Source organism: Bacillus sp. SIMBA_074 (genome assembly GCF_046534555.1).
GTDB lineage: Bacteria > Bacillota > Bacilli > Bacillales > Bacillaceae_G > Bacillus_A > Bacillus_A mycoides.
The window spans coordinates 51,653-74,112 of sequence record NZ_JAWRYM010000011.1; the positions used below are offsets into that span (position 1 = coordinate 51,653).

Consider the following 22,460-nt stretch of genomic DNA (forward strand, 5'->3'; position numbering starts at 1 on the left):
ACCGTTAAGCATCGCCTTTCAGTCTCGAAATCTCTTTTTGTAGTTCTCGCGCATTCCAAACCGCATTTAATAGTGCCGTTTCAGTAATCGTTGCCCCTTCGTCATCTTCTGTGATCCTCGCCAACTTTGAATAATCATTTGGCATTATCTCTTCATTATTAAATAATTTACGGCCGATTTCCTCGACAATCACCGCATTCTCTAAACTTAAAAACGTTTTCTTTACTCCGTTCATAGTTATCGCTTCCTTTTCTTTATTTTGTTTTATAATCTGATATGTGAAATTATTTTTACATTAGATTTTTCCCGCCTTCTGATAGACTTTGTGGCGCTTGTTTTCTTCGTTCGTGTGAAGACATGCCCGCGTCGCCTTTCGCCGTGTTATAGATCGCTTTCCAGTGCGGATCGTTGTACGTTTGCGTATTCATTACAAGATAATTGCCGCCAAACCTTACGCGTGCGGCCGCTACTACATTATGTATCGATTTCCCCTTTGATTTCCCTTGTTTTTTGATCGCCTGTTTTGACTTTGTGCGGTTGGTTTTGTTCTGCATGTTTATGTTCTACGTGATCAAGCGCAGCAGCAGCGATAAAAGCCGCCACCGCCAGCACGTGACACAAATATATTAACGCTATCATTCAGTGATTGCCGCGTTCTGCATGTCTGAGTTCTGCATCTGTACTCGTAACACTCTTTCGCGATGCACATCGAAATATCTTTCGCTATCATTTGCGAATTGTTTTAAGATAGTATCGCCGCTGATCTCCGAGAATACTTGATCATACTTTGCACCGCTGAAAAACTGCGCTTTTTCCGCTTCGGAAATAGCCGCCAGGATTTGGTTTGCTTCTTCGTATCCGTCTGACTTTGTTGCCTTGTTTAGATTGTTATGGCCATTTAGTAAAGAGTGGCGTAAATTAAGCCTTGTTCGGTATTGCCTACACGTTGCGCGATCGCTGCGCCTAATGAAAGGTATTCTTCTTGCACTTGCTTCGCTAGGTTCGGATGTACTGACGCCTTTTCGACTAATTTCACCAGGTTTTCCGCAGATCGTTCTGGTGTCGCTCCAAACATAATATTTCCGCGAAGTTGGATAAGATCCTCAGTAAAGAACAAATAGAGGATATGAAGTGGGCTTTGAAACGTCATTGTTCTGAAAGAGATTACATATTATTCCTTATCGGTATTAATATAGGATTACGTGTCGGAGATCTTTTGAAGTTAAAAACATCGGATGTTATTCGTAAAAAGATCGTAAAAGTTTCAGAGGGAAAAACAAAGAAAGTCCGTGAAGTTAATCTATTAAACATATACGAAGAAATACAAGCCTATGCGAAATCTAACGATAGTGAATGGTTATTTCCGTCAAGAAAAGGTGATAAGCCGATTACGACAACGCAGGCATATCTACAGTTACAAAAAGCCGCAGACTTCGCAGAAGTAGAAAGCATTGGAACCCATACGATGAGAAAAACGTTCGGTTATTGGTTCTATAAGCAAACGAAGGACGTTGCGAAACTTCAAACGATATTAAACCATTCACACCCGCACGTTACATTGACATATATCGGAATTACTAGCGAAGAAATCGAAAACAGTTTAAACGAATTCGTATTATAATGCGTGAAGGATCGGCCGCTTTTGGTCGGTCTTTTTATTTATCATGCGACCCATTGGTTTAGGAGATCGGTCTTTCTCACGGCCTTTCCAGCTAGTATAAAGGCGATAACTCAACGTAGGCCTATCGTAATTCATACGCATATCCCTCGGTTAATTCCCGTATACGCAAACAGATGTAACCTACTTAGTTACATATTAATCATTGTAAACCCTTAGAGCCGCAAGGGATTCGCCGTTTCATCGGAAATATTACAAGAGTTTACATCAATACTTACATTCGAATTATACGATATAGTTTATAAATAGGCTCTGTTAAATTTTAATATTGATAATTGAGTAAATTAGAGGGAAACCCTTATATTTGGGTTTCCCGTTTTTATACTTTCGACTTTTTCGCTGTTAAGAAACATTTTTTAGCCAAGTAATAATTCGAAGTACCTGAAATGGTTCAAACCAAGTAATTAAAAACATCACAACGAAGAAAGAAATAAGTGATATGAATTTTAATGTTCCTTTTTCCCGTTTAGCAACTGCTATAAAACTTAGTACAATTCCAACTAAAAAAGAAATAAAACTAAAAAGGACAATCGGTTCAGAATAGCCATCTATTATCCAATTTAATCCGAATAATAATAGTCCTATGAAAATCAAAACTATTGACAATATACTAAATTTTTTCATAATTATACCTCCAAATATGATTTTACCATTTTAAGGAGTAAACAATAATTATTTTTTGTTGCATAAGAATTAACAATTACACGATAGACTTAGATAAACGTACGCTCTCATACGTATCAATCATTTCGCACACTTCAAAACATAGTAAGTCATGATTACTTTAGATTTATCCTTAATAGTTTCAAAATAAAACACAAGATATATGTATAGAAAATAACTTTTGGAATCTATAACCAAGATAGGTTATAATACGAATATACGAAAAAAGCCCGTCGTATTTTTTCATTTCATATTTTATATACAAAAAACTGTAGAGAAAACATTCCCTACAGGTTTTTCTTATTTCGTATTTATTATTTTCTCTTTATAACTCTTCAATTTACTCGTCAATCCTATTAAAGCAGGTAACAATATCGGCATTACAATTAAAGCTAATAGTAAAAGAGCAACGCCAACAACGGATGCTACTTGTATAAGTGTCAATACTCCTGAAGGAATTAACGCTGCAAATGTCCCTCCTAAAATAAGTGCCGCTGATAATACGACTCCTCCTATGTGACGAGATGCATTTACAATTTTCGTTACTGAATCCCCTTCTAGCTCATTGTATCGCATCATAACGAAGATGCTATAATCCACTCCTAAAGCGACAATCATAATGAAGCTAAAGAATGGAACATTCCAGCTTAATGACTCTACGTTTAATACATGTGCACTAATTTGTTCACTTATACCAAGTGATGCAAAGTACGCTAAAATTAACGACCCAATAATAAAGATTGAGTTTAAGAATGAGCGTGTAATCACGATTAATACAAGCGAAATCCCTAATAACATAATCGTAGCAGTACGTAGGAAATCTTGCCCGGTTACTTCTTTTAAATCAACGTTTCTAGCTGTTGTCCCGCCAATTGCTTTTTTCGCATCATTTAGTTCTGTTCCCTTTAACGTACCATCTATCGTTTTATTAATTTCTTGAATGATAGGCATCGCTTCTTTTGAATACGGGTTTACGTCTAAAATAATTGTCATTTTAGCAGTTTTTCTATCATGTGACATGTACGTATTCAATGCTTTTTGGAAATCTTCTCCTTCTAAAACTTCTTTCGGAATATAAAATTTCTCAGAGCTTTTCGACTCATTTAGCTCTCCTAAATATTTTTGAGCATCCCCTAGGCCATTACTTACTTTTCCAAGCCCTTCTGTACTTTTAGATAAGCCTGATTGTAATTGCCCCATCTTTTCTTGCAAATCTTTCAGTCCAGTTAATAACTGTCCTTGTCCATCGTTTATTTTCGTTAATCCAGATTGTAAGTCAGCCGATTTGTTCGAAATTTGTTTTGAACCTGTAGCTCCTTCGTTCAATCCATTTTTCAGTTCAGCAGCTCCTTTTTGTAGTTGCGTTACTCCATTGTTCATTTCCTTTAAACCATTATCTACTTTTAATAATGATTGATTTGCTTCTTTAAATGAACTCATCGCTGCTTTGTGCTGCGTTGCTAATTGATTTAATTCGTTGGAAAGCCCACTCAATTGCTTCTGAGCCTCTTTTGCAATTCCTAATGTTTGCTGCACATTAGGATCATTTGCTAATTCTGGTTTTGTTTGAATGAAATTGTTCATTAGCGTTTCAATTTGTTCATATCCTTTTTTCGCACCATCAATCGCTTGAGAAATACTTCCGAAATATTGATCGTACGAACTTAAACCTTTTTCTAACTGAGCATAACCAGCATGAAGCTGCGAAGTTGCATTTGACAGGGCATTGATATTTCCGTTTAATGATGCTAGCCCATCCTCTATTTGCTTCGCTCCTTGTGCTCCATTGTTTATTCCATTCGATAATTGATTTAAAGCTGTCCCTAATGCTGATACGCCATTTTTCGCTTCATTTGTTCCATCAATTAACTTTTGAACATTTGCAAGACTATTTGAGTCATTACTACCCATTTTATCTTTCGCATCAGTTAATCCTTCATTAATTTCTTTTATGCCACCATTTGCATCTCCTAAGCCTGTATTCAATTCTCCGGCTTGTTTATTTATATATAATTCTTTAATCTTATCTCCAGTTGGACGCGTCGGTGAATATACTTCTGAGACTCCTTTAACTTTCGAGATTTTATCAGTAAGTTCATCTAAAGTTTGTAAAGAAGTCGCCTCATCTAACTTTTTATCCGATTGAATGACTAACGTACTTGGTGAAGAGAAACCAGGCGAAAAATGCTCTTCTATTACGTTAATCCCCATTTTTGATTCATATTTATTATCCACTTCAAATAAATCATTGTAATTAAGCGTGTTAGAATATTTTAATACGAATGGAATCGATATCACGAATACGATAATTAAAGCGATAAATGGTCTTGCTACTGAATTTTTCGCAAAGAATCCCCATAAACGACTATCCTCATGTCCTTTAAATGTTTTAACTGGATAAAACATTCCTTTTCCTAATAGCACCATGAAAAATGGATTTAAAGTAGTTAATACGAGTAGTAATACTGCAACACCAATTGCTACTGCTGAAGTAGATTGATATAATTTAAAACTCGCTAAAGCAAGAGATGCAAAGCCAATTAGTACTGCTATCCCGCTATATAAAACGGTTTTACCTGCCGATTTAAACGTTTCTTTCGTAGCCAAAAATGCATTTTCTTGTTTACTTAATTCTTCTTTAAATCTTGTATATAATAAAATGTTATAGTCTGTTCCCACTCCAAACAGGACGACTACTACAAACACTTGCGTAAAGTTTGAAAACGGAAAATTAAATTGATCTACAAGATGGGCAATAATCCCCATTGAAATTAAATACGAAACACCAACTGTAAGAAGAGAAATAATTGGAACAACTGGTGAACGGAATACAATGATTAATACTACAAGAATAAAAATGATCGAAATAACTTCTGTCTTTTTCACGCCCTCTTGAGAGGATGTAAGAAAATCACCCGCTATTAAATCACTTCCTGTTAAGTACGTTTTAACTCCTTTCATTTGTACTTTTTTATGAAGATTATTTACAACTTTTGATATTTTACCATGTTTTTTATCTACCGATATTTGCGTTAAAATAGTCGTATTATCTTTAGAAACTAATTGTTTCTCCAGTTCTTTATTATCTAAATGTGAAACGACTTCCTTAATTCCTAATTGCTCTTTTTCATTTTGCAGGGCATTGATCGTTTTCGTTATTTCCTCTTTTTGCTCATTTGTTAAAGCCTTCTTACTTCCACTATTAAAGACAGTTATAATTTCATACTTTTCACCCCCTTCTTTATCCATCCCCTTTATCATCTTGTCAGCAATACTGCTTTGTTCTGTATTAGGAATCGTGATTTGCCCTTTTTCCTTCACTAACTGATCCATATTAGGCATCGTTACGATCATTGCAATAGTAATAACTATCCATAATAGAAAAGATAAACTTCTCCAACTTTTTAGCTTGCTCATTTGAATCATCTCCTGTTATTAGAGTTTCATGGTGCATAGAGAATGAATATTCATTCCCTGTTTTTGAAAATATCATTTAGGAATGAACGTTCATTCCTATTATCCTATTAAATTATTTTTCAATTCTATCAAATCACTACCCACGGAATGAATATTCATTCCTGTCCTTATAAAGCTATAGAATCAAATGATTCTAATAGCATTCCAAGAGCTTTCTTCCAATTCTTTTACTAATTCTTTTGAGTATTCTAACTGCCCTGTCGCCATTACTTTTATTAATTTTTCAAGTGGTTGATATACAATAATAATTAAAGCAATTATAGGCAATGGACGAAGAAAACCTTTTTCGATTCCATCTTCAATAATATTCATAAAGAAGCCTATAAAATCGTCAAATATTTTCTTACTCTGTTCATCAAGAAAATAACTATCACAGTGAGAATTTGTAAAAAGAAAAGCATGCACATTGTTTCTCGCAAATTCAAATAAACGGTTATACGTATGACTAAACTGTTCACGAATATTTGCTTCAACAGGAAAATCAGTTTTTATTGTTTCAGATAGCTGTAGCATACTTTTGGTAAATAATGAGTTAACGAGTGCCTCTTTATTTTCAAAATAGCGATAAATAGTACCCGCGCCAACTTTTGCTTTTTCAGCGATCATCGGAATTGTCGTACCATCGTAACCACGCTCTGCGAATAATTGTATAGCCGCTTCAAAAATGTCTTCTTGTTTATTTTTAGCCATTTTTCTCACCTCAATTTCCAGGAATGAAAATTCATTCCGTTTTTAATTATAAATTACATGAATTAAAAGTCAAGGGGTTACATTCATAATGCTTCGTTAAAAGCAGCAATGTACTATAACTAATTATGTTTAATTATAGTACATTGCTATTTACACATTAGTATGCCGCACAAAGCTTTACAAAATTAAAAGAAATCATAAATAAACGGCTTACGCACCGGCACTACATTCTCAAATGCACGTATCTCCTCTTCGCTACCGATTATTAAGTCTATTTCATTTAATTCTAGCGGTCGCTTGTAACCAAACATAATAGTAGATAACGCATTAATATCGATTTGAATTCCATTTTCTTTTGCTGTTTCTTCTTTAACGATTGTTATTTCATTATTTTTAAGTTGAACCGTTACGTTATTCCACGGTGCAAATGAATCTGTAATATGTAAAATTACTTCTTGCTCTTCGTTGTTCCAGTTCCATTCATATTGTTTGAAAAACTGTTCTACATCTACAATTCTTCCCATGAAATATGGAGTTACTTCTGCTTTTACTCGTGGTTCTTGTAATGTGTAAAGAAGTGGTTCTGTCTCACTTAGTATCATTTCTAGATTTTTAATCATAGAATCATGTTGGCAGATGAAGTTCCAAAGACCAATTCTTGCTTCATTATGTAATGGGACAAATTCTTCTACTTTCATTTTAGAATTCTCTATTTTGTATAAAATGTAACCAGCCGCCGTTTTATTTTCATCATAGTAAACTGCCAGTGTTAAATCATGATACACCGCTTGTAACCATCATTTACGTCCGCGAACTAACATACCAGAAAATCGTTCTGCAAATGTTTCATATAGATTCTCTACTTCTTCTGGATGATTATCTTTACTAAAACGTTTCACTGTACCATTCACTTGTTTTTTAATTATTAAATCGCTCTTTGTCATCTGACATACGATTCGATTCGCACAAAGTTCCCAGCCATATTTACGATAAAATGAAACGGCAAATGGATGTAACATCGATACACTATATCCATCTCTTTTCATAGTTTGCAGTGAATGCTGAAGTAACTCTTTTACATATCCACTTCTTCTATATTCCGGATACGTCGCTACCCCCGCAACGCCGCCCATTTTAAACTTTTCTTTTCCTATGTAAATATGAAAAGGAATTAAGTGCAACTTTGCAGCTAACTCTTCTCCTTCCATAATACCGTATATTTGATGGCTTTCCTTCATTCTTGCAATTTTCTGCTCTATCCATTCTTCATTTGCTTTATATTGAAAAGCATATTCTGATAAACGTAATGCTTCTCTAAACTTATCTTCTTTTAATTGTATAACGTTCATATATTTCTCCTCCATTCCTCGTTTGAATTATATCATAATTCAAACTATTATAGTTCGGTAAGTGAAATTACGAGGATGTTTCAACAAAAGATATCGATTTAGAAACAATCTAACATAAAGGCTCTTTTCAACTGCTTTCTATTGGGGGCATAAGAATATTAAAAGCCTTGCGTTCTCTTGGGTTTGCGAAGCTAAGAGGTCCCATTGAAAGTGATGAAACTTATGACAACGGCAACATTACGGGCATAAAAAAAACCAGTTGATTGAGAGAAACTGGTTCAATAAAGGTTTTATATTGGATATTCATTCAACCAAATTAATGCTTGTTCATAATCATTGAAAAATTTCACGGATTCTTTTGTATTGGATTGTTGTAAATAATTCATTATCTCCCCTTCTTCAAGGAGAAACGCAATTGCCTTACTGTGATTCAAAATGGTTTCATTGAAGAACTTATCTTTCCATGCTTTTTGAACAGAAAAATGATCTGGCGTGTATCCTTTTCTATCCACCAACAATTTGTATTTCCGACCCTCGGAAATGAATTGCTGACAAACCTGCTCGAAGCCATTAAACCATTTATAAACATCAGCTGTATTAATCTTGCCAATTAGATGAGTAACAATTAAATCCCCTGAAACTGTTGTGCTGATATTCTGTTTACTCAACTTGGAACCATCTCCCTTAGTTACATTTATGCGTAAAAATCTCATAAAATCAATAAGGATAAAATTCTTACGCAATAAAGCAACATTATTTACGAAAAAAGCCAACATAAAAAAGCAGATACATTGCATATCTGCTTCTCATCACTTTATTTAGCTAACGTTTGCAGTTCTTCAAAAAATGTAGGATACGATACACCTACTGCTTCTGCATCTTCAATTGTTGTTTCTCCTTCAGCTATACAGCCGGCAATCGCAAGCATCATTCCAATGCGGTGATCACCGTGACTATGTACTGTATTTCCTTTTAGCTTACATTTACCGTAAATAATCATTCCGTCGTCGGTCGCTTCAATACGAGCTCCTAGTTTCGTTAGTTCAGCAACGACTGTATCGATACGATTCGTTTCTTTCACTTTTAGCTCGTGTGCATCTTTAATGACTGTAATTCCATCTGCTTGTGTTGCCGCTAAAGCGATAATTGGGATTTCATCAATCAGTCGTGGAATGATATCTCCACCGATTTCGATTCCTTTCAGCGGCGATGTTTCAATTGTAATATTTGCAGCAGGTTCTGATGCTCCTTCGTTAATCTGCTCTACAGTAAACGTAGCGCCCATTTTCTCAAGAACATCAATAATACCTGTACGAGTCGGATTCATTCCCACATTTTGTAATAGTAGTTTACTATTTGGAATAATTGCACCTGCTACTAAGAAAAATGCCGCTGATGATACATCACCTGGCACTTGAACATCTGTTGCGGTTAACTTCTGTCCTCCTGCTAGTTTCACTGTTTTCCCCACGCGAGTTACTGTAACGCCAAACGCCTCAAGCATTCTTTCTGTATGATCGCGGGAAATATGAGGTTCTGTAACAGTTGTTACACCTTCTGCGCGAAGGCCTGCAAGTAAAATAGCTGATTTCACTTGCGCACTTGCTACCGGTGAAGTATATTCAATCGCCTTTAAATTCCCGCCTCGTATTGTGAGCGGCGTAAACGTTCCTTCTTTTCGGCCATCAATTTTTGCACCCATTTGCTTTAGTGGATTTGTTACACGTTGCATCGGTCTCTTCGCAATTGAAGCATCACCTTGCACGCAAGAAAAGAATGGTGTGTTTGCAAGTATTCCTGACATTAATCGAATCGTTGTACCAGAATTACCAACATCTAATACAGCTTTTGGCTCTTGTAAACCTTCTAATCCTGTTCCAATTACCGTAACTTCGTCTCTATTTTGTGTAATCTCTACTCCCATTTCTTTAAAACAAGAAATAGTACTTAAACAATCCGCACCAGGAAGAAATCCTTTAATTGTTGTTTTACCTTCCGCGATTGCGCCAAACATGACAGCGCGATGGGAAATTGATTTATCTCCAGGGATTGTAATTGTGCCATTCAATCCGTTATTTACAGTTTGTACTGTTTTTTCTTTCACGTTGTCACCCTCCTCATTAAATTGTTTCATACGTTTGGTATTCTTCTTTTCCGAGCGCAATTTTTGCCTGCGTTCGATCCTCTTCTCTTTGGAAACTAATTCGTAAAACTCCGAGCAATCCTTCTCGCGCTTCTAATATTTGCAAGTTCGTAATACTAATTTCTTCTTCTGCTAGAATGCTTGTGATATGGGCTAATGCCCCTACTTTATCTAAAACATCGACGTATAAGTCGTGATAGGCAGGAATCGCCCCTCTTTTTCGAACTGGTAAAGAGTCACGATATTCTTTCGCATCTGCAAAATAACTTTGTATTTCTCCTGCATCTCCTTTAGAAACCGTCTTATATAGCTCTTCCATTTCTGAAATCCATTCTTCTAATAGTTCCAATAAATGCCCGCGATTTTGCTTTACGATATCACTCCACATTTTCGGACTACTTGATGCAATACGTGTTATATCTTTAAATCCGCCTGCCGCTAGTTGATGAATAAGCGGATTATCACCAGCATGTTTCTCAACTTGTTTTACTAATCCTGCTGCAATTAAATGTGGGAAATGACTAACTATTCCTGTTATATAATCATGTTCTTTTGTATTTAATACAAGAAAATGAGAGCCTGTTCCTTTTAACCATTCTTTTAGCTCGTCTACTTGATCCGCCTGCACGTGATTCATTGGCGTTAAAATGTAAAATGCGTTTTCAAAAAGGTGTGCCTTTGCACTTTCAACTCCTGTTTTGTGAGAACCTGCCATCGGATGACCGCCGATAAATGAAACTTTCTTTGTTAATAAAGCTTCCGCTTCATTCATGATTGTCCCTTTCGTACTTCCTACATCGGTAACAATGACATCTTCTCGTAAATGAAATGATGCAAGTTTGTGTAACAACTTTTTCGTTTCTTCAACTGGAGAGGCAAATACAATTAAATTTGCCTCCTCACATGCACGCTGTAAATCTACTGCTACTTCATCAACTACATGTAATTCTTTTGCGCGCTCTACTTGCTCTTTAAATATGTCATAACCGATAATCGTTACATCGTGCTCTTTTTTAATCGCTAATGCAAGAGAGCCTCCTATTAATCCAGTACCGATTAATACTACCTTTTTACACATTTGCCTCATCTCGAGACTTACCTTTTTTATTTTCAAAGTGTTGTTTTAACACTGAAATCACTCCTTCATTTTGTTCCCTAATTCCGATTGTAATACGGACACCATTTGGGAACGGACGAATAATAAACCCTGCATGCGCACAAGCTTCATAAATTTCCCCAGCATCATCTACCGGCAAGAAGATAAAGTTCGTTTGCGACGGATAAAATGGAATTTCATTTTCTGTACAAAAACTTTCGTATTGTTGTAATCCTTCTGTATTAACACGAACTATTTCTTCAATAAACGCTTCATCGTTAAAAGCAATCGTCGCTGCTTTTTGCGCTAATGAAGATACGTTAAATGGCAAACGTACGACATTTAATTTCTCGATTAACTCTTCCTGCCCAATCGCATAACCAACGCGGAAAGAAGCTAATCCGTAAGCTTTAGAAAACGTTCTAAGTACAAGAATGTTGTTATGTTTTTCTAGAAGCGGTAATGTCTCAGGGAAATCTTTTGCTGTTACGTATTCATAGTACGCTTCATCAATGACAATTAACGTATTTTCACTAATGCTTTCAATGAATTGAGTCAATTTTCGCTCATTCACATATGTGCCTGTCGGGTTGTTCGGATTACAAATCCATACGATTTTTGTATGTTCATCAACTGCTGAAGAAATTTCATCTAGATCATATACACCGTTCTTTAAAGCAATTTCTTTCACTTCACAACCTTCAATAATTGCATGATGACGGTACTGAGGGAATGTCGCGCCAGCAGTTACGATATTATCTCCTTTACAGAGCACTGCACGACTTATAATTTGAATGACTTCATCAAGTCCACTACCACAAAGCACTTGTTCCATTTGCACTTGTAATTTCTCTGCAATTGTTTGACGGAGTACTTCAGCACCTCCGTCAGGATATAAAGCATGTTCCTGCCACGATTTTTGTAATTCTCCTAAAACACGAGGTGAACAGCCAAATGGATTTTCATTTGATGCTAACTTAACAAATGAATGATTCCCGTATACTTCTTTCATTTGCTCTGGTGATTTACCTGGTTTATACGGTTGTAATGATGATAGTTGATCTTTTACTCGCATGTTAAATCCACCTTTTCATTAAAATTCTTTTGCGTATTTGTTATGTTGCGAAATATTTTGTTTTAGTAATTCCATGCGATCTTTTCCGAATTGCTCGACTAGTGCACCGGCAAGTTCCCATGCAACGACAGCTTCAGCTACAACACCTGCTGCTGGTACTGCACAGCTATCAGATCTCTCAATACTCGCTTGGAACGCTTCTTTCGTATCAATATCTACGCTTGCTAACGGTTTATATAATGTAGGAATTGGCTTCATTACTCCTCTTACGACAATTGGCATACCTGTTGTCATACCGCCTTCTAAACCGCCGGCATTATTCGTATTTCTCGTGTATCCTTTTTCTTCATCCCATAAAATTTCATCGTGCACTTTACTTCCCGGCTGTCTTGCCGCTTCAAAACCAATTCCGATTTCAGCACCTTTAAACGCATTCACGCTCATAATAGCACCGGCAAGTTTTGCATCTAATTTGCGGTCGTAATGAACGTAGCTACCAACTCCAATTGGCATTCCTTCTGCAATGACTTCGACAATACCGCCTATAGAATCTCCGCTACTTTTCGCATCATCAATCGCATTCATCATCTCTTGTTCTACTTCTTTATCTAAACATCGAACTGGTGAATTTTCAGTTATCGTTTGAATTTCTTCAATTGGTAAGTTTGAAATACCCTTCGCTTGTACCCCACCAATTTCAAGAACATGCCCTGCAATTTCCACGCCTAATTCTTTCAAAATTTGTTTCGCAACTGCACCAGCAGCAACACGAACTGTCGTTTCTCTTGCAGAAGAGCGCTCTAATACGTTTCTTATATCACGATGACCGTATTTAATTGCCCCGTTTAAATCCGCATGTCCTGGACGTGGTTTCGTTATAGTACGTTTCATTTCTTTACTTTCTTGCTCCGAAATTGGTTCAGCACCCATTACTTTCGTCCAATGTTTGAAATCATCATTTTTTACGATTAACGTAATTGGTGAACCAAGTGTCATTCCGTGACGTACACCACTTGCAATTTCAACTGTATCTGTTTCAATTTGCATGCGTCTTCCGCGCCCATGCCCTTTTTGTCTTCTTAATAATTCTTTATTAATATGTTCCGCTGTTAATGTTAAACCTGCTGGTACACCTTCTAAAATAACTGTTAACTGCGGCCCATGTGATTCTCCAGCTGTAATATATCTCATTTCTCTTGCCCCTTTACTATTTTTTTGTACAAAAAAGTCCCTACTGAGCGCTCAGTAGGGACGATGTTTATCGCGGTACCACCCTAGTTGTAGACTTCTTTCGTCTACCTCTCTTCTTCTTTAACGATCGTTTGACCGTCTTTCTCTCCAAAAGTTGGCGGGAAAGATGCTCCAAGGCTGTAATTCATGCTTACCTTTGTACTGATTCACACCGGCCATCAGCTCTCTTTAACAGTGAGATAAGCACTACTGTTTCCTCTTCAGTGCATTTATGATATGGAATTAAGATAATTTATTTTTGAAACCTTTTAACTCATCCATGAATCTATGGAATTCTGGAATATCCATTTGTTGCGCAGAATCTGATAACGCAACTGCTGGGTCTGGATGAACTTCAGCCATTACTGCATCTGCTCCAATAGCAAGTGCCGCTTTCGCTGTTGGTAATAATAAATCTCTACGTCCTGTTGAATGTGTTACGTCAACGATAACTGGTAAATGTGTTTCTTTCTTTAAAATCGGTACTGCTGAAATATCTAATGTGTTACGTGTCGCTCTCTCGTATGTGCGAATACCGCGCTCACAAAGAATAATTTGGTCATTACCTTGTGCAATAATGTATTCCGCTGCATTAATGAACTCATCAATCGTTGCTGCTAAACCACGTTTTAATAATACTGGCTTATTAACTTTACCTACAGCTCGTAGTAAATCGAAGTTTTGCATGTTACGTGCTCCAACTTGAATTACATCAACGTATTCTAGCGCCATTTCTACGTCATTCGGATTTAAAATTTCACTAATAATCGCTAAGTCGAACTCATCTGCTACTTGTCGTAAAATTTGTAAACCTTCTACTCCTAAACCTTGGAAATCGTATGGAGATGTTCTCGGTTTGAAAGCACCGCCGCGCATTAATTTAAGTCCTTGATCTTTCATCGCTTGCCCTACTTGGCGAACTTGCTCTAAACTTTCTACCGCACAAGGTCCCATGATGAACGTTTGTGTTCCGTTTCCAATCAATTCACCTTTCACATTAACAATTGTATTTTCTTTTTTCTTTTTACGTGAAACTAGTAATGCTTTACGGTTATCATCTTCTTGTAATTCTAAGCTTGCTTTGAAAATCGTTTTGAAAATATGTTGAATCGTTGACGTTTCGAATGGTCCTTCGTTATGCTCTGCAAGCATATCAAGTACTTCACGCTCACGTACTGGATCAAAGCGTTTCGTACCTTGTACTTGTTTTTGCTCCCCAATCTTTTGAACGATTTCACCGCGTTTGTTTAATAGGTGTAATAATTGTAAGTTAATTTCATCTACCTGTTTACGTAATTGATCTAATTCGTGATTTGCCATTTGGAAATCCTCCTCTAATGTTTTAAAAGTATAGTAAGAGAATAAAAAATTCTCTATTTTCTGAACTGGTTAATTATACAAATTTAAAGTGGAATCGATACCTCTTCTTATTTTAAACTAATAATTACCATAAAGACACTTACTACTAGTTAATAAGCCACTTTTTTGTACAAAAAAGCCCTACTGATTCAATCAGTAGGGACGATATTTATCGCGGTACCACCCTAGTTGTAGACTTATTTCGCCTACCTCTCTTCATTGTTAACGATCAATGTGACCGTCTTTCCCTTCATAAAGATACATATCTTTACTACGAAAAAGATGCTCCAGGACTGTAATTCGCTCTTGTTTTTGTACTGGTTCGCACCAACCACCAGCTCTCTGTTACAGGGAAACAACAACTACTGCTTTTCCTTTCAATGCATGACTATTTTATTTTCAAGTTGGACCACTAAAATACAAAAAGTCCCTACTGAATAAATCAGTAGGGACGATATTTATCGCGGTACCACCCTAGTTGTAGACTAATTTTCCGTCTACCTCTCTTCACTGTTAACGATCATTTGACCGCTTTTCCTTCATAAAGACAATAGTATCTTTACTACGAAAAAGATGCTCCAAGACTGTAATTCATGATTATCCCTGTACTGGTTCACACCAACCACCAGCTCTCTGTTACAGTAAGACTAACCACTACTGTGATCTCTTCATTGCACTTTGTTTATTCAAATGTTTTTGAAATTGAATAAGTATGATTCGTATTATAGAACGCTTTTCAAAACACTGTCAATAACTTTTTATATATTTTTTAAAAATTCCACTTCCGCCCTATGATTCCTCTTGTAAATTCTCCGTTACGATTCCGATGCGAATTATTTCATTTTCTATTAAATTTAATACATGTCTTTCTACTTCATACCTGGTTAATAGTTCTTTTATTTGTATGATCTCACTTTCAAGTAAATCGGCTTCTTGACACGTCTGCAGTAAAGTGAAAAACACATTTGCATACAATTCTTTATACGCTTTCATACGCTCTTTCTTTTCAAGTATCTCTATAAACAACTGTTTCATTTCTTCTTGATTAGATTGTCCCTCCACACCTTGAAATTTACTAGAAATAATATTTAATCCTTTTTCTAAAACCTCATCCATGCATAAAACAATACGTAAAAGCATCATATATTCTCTCGTTGTTATTACGCCCATTTTCGGACGTTCTCTTAAAAACACAATAAGCCACGCTGTCCAAAATTTTTGTTGTTCCTTACCACTTAACGTTTTTACGTAGTAGCATAAATACTGCATAAACTTAATTTTATTCTCTTCGTTTTCTTGCATCAAAAGTGGATATAACCAATCTGTTTTTTGCTCCCAATATAATACGCATTTAATAAATACAAAGCTAAGCCATTTTAAAAATGCTTCTCTCGTATATGGATGTAGTGCATCTAAATGTTCTACTGCATACTTAATATATCGTCTTATTTCTGTAAACAAAGGTAGATTAATTTGCGTATAACATAATCCCGCCCACGCATATTTCGTAAGCTCACTTTCTTTCTTTAAATCTAAGTAAGGTAGTACATTTTTCCGACACCATTGCTTCTCAATATGGTATAAAAACGTAATATCTGCTGTTAAACGCGCAAACATGAAGTTCGTTCTTTCCGAAGTAACCCTTACCTGCTCCTCAAATGAAAATAAATATTCATACACGTTGCGATCGTATAAATGATCATATGCTAGCAGTTTTAGTAATACAGCGGTCATCTTCCCAACAGGGTGCTGAATGGATTCATTGTAAAACTCTTGTTTTCCAATTTTAAAATCCGATTCCCCTCTCATAACTTGTGGAAGTACAGAAAAGGCAAAGCGTTTTACAATCCGTATACTATTTTCATCTAACTCTTCTAATCGATTACTAATTTCATATAAAAAACTACTAATTAACCAATGAAAAGCAGTATTTCTAACAAACTTCTGCAATAACGGAATGATTTTTTGAATTTGTTCATTCGTCAAATTCCGGTTATTTCGCCACTCTCTTATACACACAAACCATACTTCATTACTAATTTCGTGCACGCCTACTAGTTGATAAGCAAACGAAATACTCCACTCTACATTCAATTTACACGCTTTTGATAACATCTCTAAAAAATGGCGTTGTTCAAAAACACCGTCTCTTGAAAATTGCCGAACTTGCTCCATTATTTCATCGTCTTTCAGCTGCAGTAATCCATCAGCTGTTACATTGCATGTAATACGTTGTTCATTTGCCTCTTTCTTTGGAACACTGTATAAATCTGAAGAAAAATGGGGGTGTTTCTGTTTCATTAGCTCGTATCCTTCCGCCGTACACTTACTATTCGAATCACACGTGAATAGTAAGTCTAATACAAGACAAGCATCAAACGCCCTCTCTTCTGCAAGATACTCTAATACATGTTGAATTACTTCTTCTTTCGTTTCCTCTAAAGCATCTGCGTAATAATTCTTTAAAAGTTGAAACACTTCATGTTTACATGTGAAATCTAACAGAACATCTACATGTAACAACCACTTCAGTTTGTCATCCGCTGTAACGAATACATTATTAATCATTGCTTCAATTGCAATTCGCTTTTGAAGTACACTATCAGTTTCTATCATTTCTGTAATATAATGATTTGCTTTTTTCTCATTGTTTTCACATAAATATGTAAGACACTCTTTTACAATTTGAATTAAAAATGTAAAATCATTTTGCTGTAACTCCTGCTCTGAAATTTCTCTATCTCTTTTTTTCAGTGCATTTTGTCTTAATGACAATAGTTGTATTTTTTCTAACCCCGTAACCATAATCGGATTTGCGTAGTAAGTAATATGTGGCCTCATTTTCTCTTTCCAAATTCGCTCCACATGAGAAAAAATAGGCATCGGTATACGACTCGATTCCTCGAGTTCAATCGACTCTTGCGTATCATTTCCCCATTTTCTTACACGCTTCAATTTTAGTTTTCCATCTAAAATAAACGTTAGTAACAATAAAGCAATTTCTTTATGCTCTGGGAAAGAACATTTTTGCAGTAAGTATGAAATCATTTCAATAGAGCTACTATCTTTTTCTGCCGTTTCTAATATAAGCAATGTCCATTTTGCAAACAACAAAGGATCCATCGTTTCTTTCGTATCGTTCAAGTAAGTACAAATTATTCGCCACCATAACGGGGATATTTTAGAATGATTTTTAAAAATCAATTGAAATAGTTCTTTTTGATGACTAAATAGAAATTGCTCCACTAACCATTCCGCAAGCAATTCATCTACTTCATCATAATTTGCTGTAAGCAGAAATAAATTTCTTAGTTTCCCTTCTGCTTCAAGCCATTCCACCCATTCATAATCACGAGCAAATTCAACGAAGTACCGAACGGTTTCAATTTTTTTTATTGACTGTTTTATATAGGATAATTGCTCCTGCTCTACTGATGGAGGAACGGTTACAATATCACGAATACGCATTCTTTTCGTAATATAATTATCCCCCATTAATTCCGCCCACCGCTTCACCGCTTTCACAAGTGCCTGATGATTATTTGCTTTATTCGGATACACAATCGGTCTTATCCCTAAATGCTCCCAATGATATGTATTATCACCTTGTGCGACGAAAGCATAACGCCTTGTACTCGGTGGTAAGCCTGTTGCTAAATATTTCATTACAGGATCATTATGACTATACCCAACGAATAAAACAGTGTAATTTGAAAATAAATCAACTAAAAATCGTCTCGCCCATCCTTCTGTTAAGTAAGCCCTTCCAAAATCACCATCCGTTAAAATTAAAGCTTCTTTCTCTTGTTCTACATTCCCATGTATGTAAGCCAACCCTTTAAACGCTCTCCCTGTCGGTAAAGCAGGTGCATAATAAATATTCAGCTCTTTATTCATTTCTGTAATTACAGACGTAAAATGTTGATCAAAGTTTGTCGTTACAATTCGAACATCCGTATCTAACGGAAACAGCCTTGGAATCGCATAGTGTAATGGATTTGGTTTTGATTTTTCTATATTAACGAGGTCTCTTGCAACTTGATGCACATCTTTCGTTTTCGCAATTTTACCGAGATAATAATCGTGGGGTTCTGTCATCTCACGCCTTTCGACATATAAAGCTTTCGAAATTTCATCAACTAAATCATCGAAATTCGGTAAGTTTGATTTCCCCTTCATAGAAACTCCTGCTCCAACGAATAATACTAACTTACCTTGTTCAAGGTGATCGATTAACTCATCTGGAATTTCTACTTCTGAAGTTATCCACATCCCGGATTCCCCCTTACCTAAAAATGTCATACGCTCTCATTTCACTATAACATTTTTTAATTGTTTTTTTAATATTTAGATAAAATTCCAGCATGATAAAGTTTTATATAAATTAAACCGTTCCAATGTATGAACTCCTGAATTTATTGTAAAACTATGTATAAATGGGAGGTGTAAATATTGAGTGATATTACTATAATACTTATCAAATTTATATCATGCATCATCGCTTTTAGTATCGGACTAGCTCTATTTTTCCCAGCAACGCTCGTCCAAATCATTTCTTTTAGTCTCTTCGTCACAATCGTTTCTTATATGTTTGTTGATAAAATTATTTTAAATCGAATTGGCAATTCCGCTGCCATTATGACGGATTTCTTACTTACGTATTTAAGTGTTTGGATTTTCGGTAATATTTTATTAGACAACTACATGCAAATTGCATGGGGCAGTATCCTTTCTGCCATCGTCTTTACATTATCAGAAGTAATCGTCCATCGCTTTTCTAATTCCCACACAAGGCACAGCAATGATAACATTCGAATTAATCGCCGGTTTGCATATGGCACGGAGTTTGCTGAAGAACAGAATGTGTTGGATAAAGATAAGAAGAAATAAAACCATAATTACTGGTGCAAAAAAGTAGCTGTCTCATCAGTCGAATTTTTGACGATGTGGCGCTCCTTTTTGTTTTTTGTACTATCAATACGGTGAATGAAATTATATCAACGATTTTGGAAATATATCTATCGTAACTCTAATTATATCAACGATTCGACAAGAAATATCGATTTATCGACAACGTTTGATAGCCTATCTTCAAATAAAAAATCTGCCCCATTAAGAGACAGCAACTTCTGTAATTACGCTTTTACTTTTAAATCTTTTAACGTAATAACATCTGCAAATGATCCAAATACAACATTATGATGTTTTACAATATCTTCAGCGCGTAATACATCTGTGTCAAATGTGCTATGTGCATCACTTACTAATGTTACTTTATACCCTTCACTAAACGCTCTTCGCGTTGTCGTATCAACACAGTACTCTGTTTGCATTCCTGAAATAATAACGTGTTCAATGCCTTTTTCTTGTAACACTTCGTTTAAGTTCGTCTCATGGAATGAATCTGGCGTCGTCTTTTCAACGATATTGTCCCCTTCTTGCGGAGCAATCGCCGCATGCACTTTCCAGCCATCTGTACCTTTTTCTAACGGATGATCTTTTGGCCCGTTATGTTGTACATAAATAACCGGAATACCATTTGAACGACATTCCCCAATGAGCTCTTGCAACGTTTCTAAAAACTTTTCCCCATTATGTACTGGGATTCCTGCTGTATACATACCCGCTTGCACATCAATAACTAGTAATGCCTTTTTCATTTCACACAGCTCCCTTTATTTTTATAAGCCCCTGCATATTTATTATAATTGTTTATATTCTACCATCCAACAATCTTCTAATTTCCCCTCATGCAGTTCATGTTTCTTTAATATCTTCACCTTTTTAAATCCGCATTTTTCATAACAGCTTATCGCACGTTCATTATTTACTCTAGGATCCATCGCGATTGCTTCCGCACCCAATTTCTCCATAATGTATGTAATAGCTGCTTGAACAAGTTTTGTTCCAATTCCTTTTCCCCAAAAGATCGGTTCACCGATAAATTGGTCCATTCCCCATACATTTTGTGATTCTTCATATCCATATAACGCTTTCCATTCAGAATCAACTGGATACATTTGAATGTAACCGATTGGAACGGCATCAAATTCTATTAAACATCTTTTTTCATGACCGTTTGGATGATGTATAAAATGATTAAGTACCTTTTCTACAGGTTGCGGATTATCTCGTCCTTCGTAATACTGCAGGACTTCTGGATCTGTTAGCCATTTTGAAATGATAGGTGCATCGTTTTTTATTACGTATCTAACTAATAATTGTCCCTTTTGGAATAACATAGGTCACCTCCTTATTAGTTACTCTTATAATAACTTTTCTATATGCGGATAGTAAATTTTTCAAACAGCTTTACTTGCATAATCCCACAATAAGAAATTATTCTGTTCAACCTACACTGAGTATCATAAACTATTATTTAACTAACTAAAAGAATGTTTCCCATAATGAAGTTCTTTTGTAACAGGACCTAAAAAACTAAAACAATTTGGAGATGAGACTTTGAAATCAACATTAATTATTCTTCGAGGAAACTCCGCAAGCGGCAAGACAACTATCGCAAAAGAACTGCAAGAGCATTTCGGGCAAGGAACACTTCTAGTCTCACAAGACGTTGTGCGCAGAGATATGCTAAAAGTTCACGATACAATGGGTAACTTATCTCATGATTTACTATTTGAAATTACGAAGTACGGAAAAGGAAAATGTGAATTTGTTATTTTAGAAGGAATACTAAACAGTCGTAGGTACGGTGAAATGTTAAGAGAATTAATACATTATTTCGAAGGAAACGCTTATACATATTATTTTGACTTATCACTTGAAGAAACGATTAGACGGCATAATACTAGAGAAAAACGACTTGAATTTGGAAAAGATTTATTGAGTAAATGGTATAACCCACACGATACAATTGAGGTTAATAGAGAGACTGTTTTTACAGATGATTTCACGCAAAAAGATATATTTCATGCGATTATTACTGATATTACGATACAAAAATAAGACTGACTCTTTTTGTCAGTCTTATTTTATTATGTTCCTTGTATTTCAGTTTTCATAACGGAACAATCTTTACATAAGTAATAATATATATTCATCTCACCGAACAGAAAATCAACTACTGAAATAAGTTCCCGTTCTTCAAGATCTTGTGTAATTGTAGCAACATATTTCATCTCTTTCGAACAAGTTGGACATCCTAAATCTTCTGGAACATCATCGTATAGGGGCGCTCCTAACAATCTACATACATATTCCGAACCGAATAAGTCAAAAGCTTCCCAGTAACTATCTTCATCAGTAGGTATATCTTCTTTTTTCATATTCGTTAGCTTTACATTAGTTTTTGGAAGATTGACCGGTAGCTTATACTCAGCTTCCATAATCCACTCTTCCGTATTGTCTTGTTTTATTATTTGTACCGTTTTGCCCCCATTACTTAATTGAAAATATTGCGGCTCCCACACCATCGCACAATTCAAGCAAGAGATGAATGGTAATACAATCAATTCATCATTTTTAAGTTCAGCAAGTTTCTCATCTTTCAAATCAAAACAAAAAATTTGATGCATTTTCTCACCGCATAACTTACACAATGGTACTTCACAATCTTGACCACCGAAATAATGATTATATGAATCTTTCCCTTCCATTACTCTATACCCTTTTATTCCATCCCAATGTTCGCCATATAATTCCATTGTCATATTCTATCCTCTTCTCGCTTATAAAGGTAA

General features: G+C 35.7%; 19 protein-coding genes, 1 pseudogene and 3 other annotated features. Of the genes and pseudogenes, 3 read left to right on the top strand and 17 right to left on the bottom strand.

Translation table 11 applies throughout. The features are described from left to right. Positions 1–4: 4 nt before the first annotated feature. The 3 genes from SB773_RS14260 to SB773_RS14270 form a co-directional block, all read right to left on the bottom strand. On the bottom strand, positions 5–235 hold the full coding sequence (locus tag SB773_RS14260) for a hypothetical protein (RefSeq protein WP_002185618.1): 231 nt from the start codon (positions 233–235) through the stop codon (positions 5–7). A gap of 55 nt (positions 236–290) precedes the next feature. Then, a complete protein-coding gene (locus SB773_RS14265; RefSeq protein WP_410590469.1) occupies positions 291–554 on the bottom strand; it encodes a hypothetical protein in 264 nt (87 codons plus the stop codon). Positions 555–898: 344 nt separating this feature from the next. After that, positions 899–1,150, bottom strand: a complete 252-nt coding sequence (locus SB773_RS14270) for a hypothetical protein (RefSeq protein WP_410590471.1) — start codon at positions 1,148–1,150, stop codon at positions 899–901. Here SB773_RS14270 and SB773_RS14275 point away from each other — a divergent pair. Beyond that, positions 1,127–1,621, top strand: coding sequence for a tyrosine-type recombinase/integrase (locus tag SB773_RS14275; protein ID WP_410590473.1), 495 nt, complete (start codon positions 1,127–1,129; stop codon positions 1,619–1,621). The genes SB773_RS14270 and SB773_RS14275 overlap by 24 nt on opposite strands. A 399-nt stretch (positions 1,622–2,020) precedes the next feature. Here the strand turns inward: SB773_RS14275 and SB773_RS14280 are convergent, their stop codons facing one another. The 11 genes and pseudogenes from SB773_RS14280 to SB773_RS14330 form a co-directional block, all read right to left on the bottom strand. After that, positions 2,021–2,302 (bottom strand): hypothetical protein, encoded by a 282-nt coding sequence (locus SB773_RS14280; RefSeq protein WP_113735837.1) that lies wholly within the window; start codon positions 2,300–2,302, stop codon positions 2,021–2,023. Between the two features lie 339 nt (positions 2,303–2,641). After that, positions 2,642–5,758, bottom strand: a complete 3,117-nt coding sequence (locus SB773_RS14285; protein WP_410590475.1) for an MMPL family transporter — start codon at positions 5,756–5,758, stop codon at positions 2,642–2,644. 183 nt (positions 5,759–5,941) lie between these two features. Next, a complete protein-coding gene (locus SB773_RS14290) occupies positions 5,942–6,508 on the bottom strand; it encodes a TetR/AcrR family transcriptional regulator (RefSeq protein ID WP_410590477.1) in 567 nt (188 codons plus the stop codon). 185 nt (positions 6,509–6,693) lie between these two features. Then, a pseudogene (locus tag SB773_RS14295) lies at positions 6,694–7,857 on the bottom strand (GNAT family N-acetyltransferase). Between the two features lie 290 nt (positions 7,858–8,147). After that, entirely contained in the window at positions 8,148–8,654 is a 507-nt protein-coding gene (locus tag SB773_RS14300; RefSeq protein WP_410590479.1) for a SpoIIAA family protein, read from the bottom strand. A 17-nt stretch (positions 8,655–8,671) separates the two neighbouring features. Beyond that, positions 8,672–9,961 (bottom strand): 3-phosphoshikimate 1-carboxyvinyltransferase, encoded by a 1,290-nt coding sequence (gene aroA, locus SB773_RS14305; RefSeq protein ID WP_044438257.1) that lies wholly within the window; start codon positions 9,959–9,961, stop codon positions 8,672–8,674. Between the two features lie 16 nt (positions 9,962–9,977). Beyond that, a complete protein-coding gene (gene tyrA, locus SB773_RS14310) occupies positions 9,978–11,078 on the bottom strand; it encodes a prephenate dehydrogenase (protein WP_002084896.1) in 1,101 nt (366 codons plus the stop codon). Beyond that, positions 11,071–12,171, bottom strand: a complete 1,101-nt coding sequence (gene hisC / locus SB773_RS14315; RefSeq protein WP_410590481.1) for a histidinol-phosphate transaminase — start codon at positions 12,169–12,171, stop codon at positions 11,071–11,073. The genes tyrA and hisC overlap by 8 nt, the downstream gene beginning before the upstream one ends. Before the next feature lie 18 nt (positions 12,172–12,189). Continuing rightward, the gene (gene aroC, locus SB773_RS14320; RefSeq protein ID WP_410590483.1) at positions 12,190–13,362 is read right to left on the bottom strand and encodes a chorismate synthase; all 1,173 of its coding nucleotides are present in this window, start codon (positions 13,360–13,362) and stop codon (positions 12,190–12,192) included. 53 nt (positions 13,363–13,415) lie between these two features. After that, positions 13,416–13,635 (bottom strand) — a binding site (T-box leader). Positions 13,636–13,644: 9 nt separating this feature from the next. Continuing rightward, positions 13,645–14,721: a bifunctional 3-deoxy-7-phosphoheptulonate synthase/chorismate mutase gene (locus tag SB773_RS14325; RefSeq protein WP_002013433.1), complete on the bottom strand. Its 1,077-nt coding sequence runs from the start codon at positions 14,719–14,721 to the stop codon at positions 13,645–13,647. 194 nt (positions 14,722–14,915) lie between these two features. After that, positions 14,916–15,150, bottom strand: a binding site (T-box leader). Positions 15,151–15,204: 54 nt separating this feature from the next. Then, positions 15,205–15,441 (bottom strand) — a binding site (T-box leader). A gap of 108 nt (positions 15,442–15,549) precedes the next feature. Further along, a complete protein-coding gene (locus tag SB773_RS14330; protein ID WP_410590485.1) occupies positions 15,550–19,062 on the bottom strand; it encodes a DUF4020 domain-containing protein in 3,513 nt (1,170 codons plus the stop codon). A gap of 150 nt (positions 19,063–19,212) precedes the next feature. Here SB773_RS14330 and SB773_RS14335 point away from each other — a divergent pair, with 150 nt between their 5' ends. Next, on the top strand, positions 19,213–19,650 hold the full coding sequence (locus SB773_RS14335; protein WP_410590487.1) for a YndM family protein: 438 nt from the start codon (positions 19,213–19,215) through the stop codon (positions 19,648–19,650). Between the two features lie 245 nt (positions 19,651–19,895). Here the strand turns inward: SB773_RS14335 and SB773_RS14340 are convergent, their stop codons facing one another. Then, on the bottom strand, positions 19,896–20,420 hold the full coding sequence (locus SB773_RS14340) for a cysteine hydrolase family protein (RefSeq protein WP_410590489.1): 525 nt from the start codon (positions 20,418–20,420) through the stop codon (positions 19,896–19,898). Positions 20,421–20,462: 42 nt separating this feature from the next. Then, the gene (locus SB773_RS14345) at positions 20,463–21,002 is read right to left on the bottom strand and encodes a GNAT family N-acetyltransferase (RefSeq protein ID WP_044438253.1); all 540 of its coding nucleotides are present in this window, start codon (positions 21,000–21,002) and stop codon (positions 20,463–20,465) included. 220 nt (positions 21,003–21,222) lie between these two features. Between SB773_RS14345 and SB773_RS14350 the strand changes: the two genes are divergently transcribed. Further along, on the top strand, positions 21,223–21,726 hold the full coding sequence (locus tag SB773_RS14350; protein ID WP_060750455.1) for a kinase: 504 nt from the start codon (positions 21,223–21,225) through the stop codon (positions 21,724–21,726). Between the two features lie 29 nt (positions 21,727–21,755). Here SB773_RS14350 and SB773_RS14355 read toward each other — a convergent pair whose 3' ends face one another. After that, positions 21,756–22,430 (bottom strand): hypothetical protein, encoded by a 675-nt coding sequence (locus SB773_RS14355; protein WP_060750454.1) that lies wholly within the window; start codon positions 22,428–22,430, stop codon positions 21,756–21,758. Between the last annotated feature and the right edge of the window lie 30 nt (positions 22,431–22,460).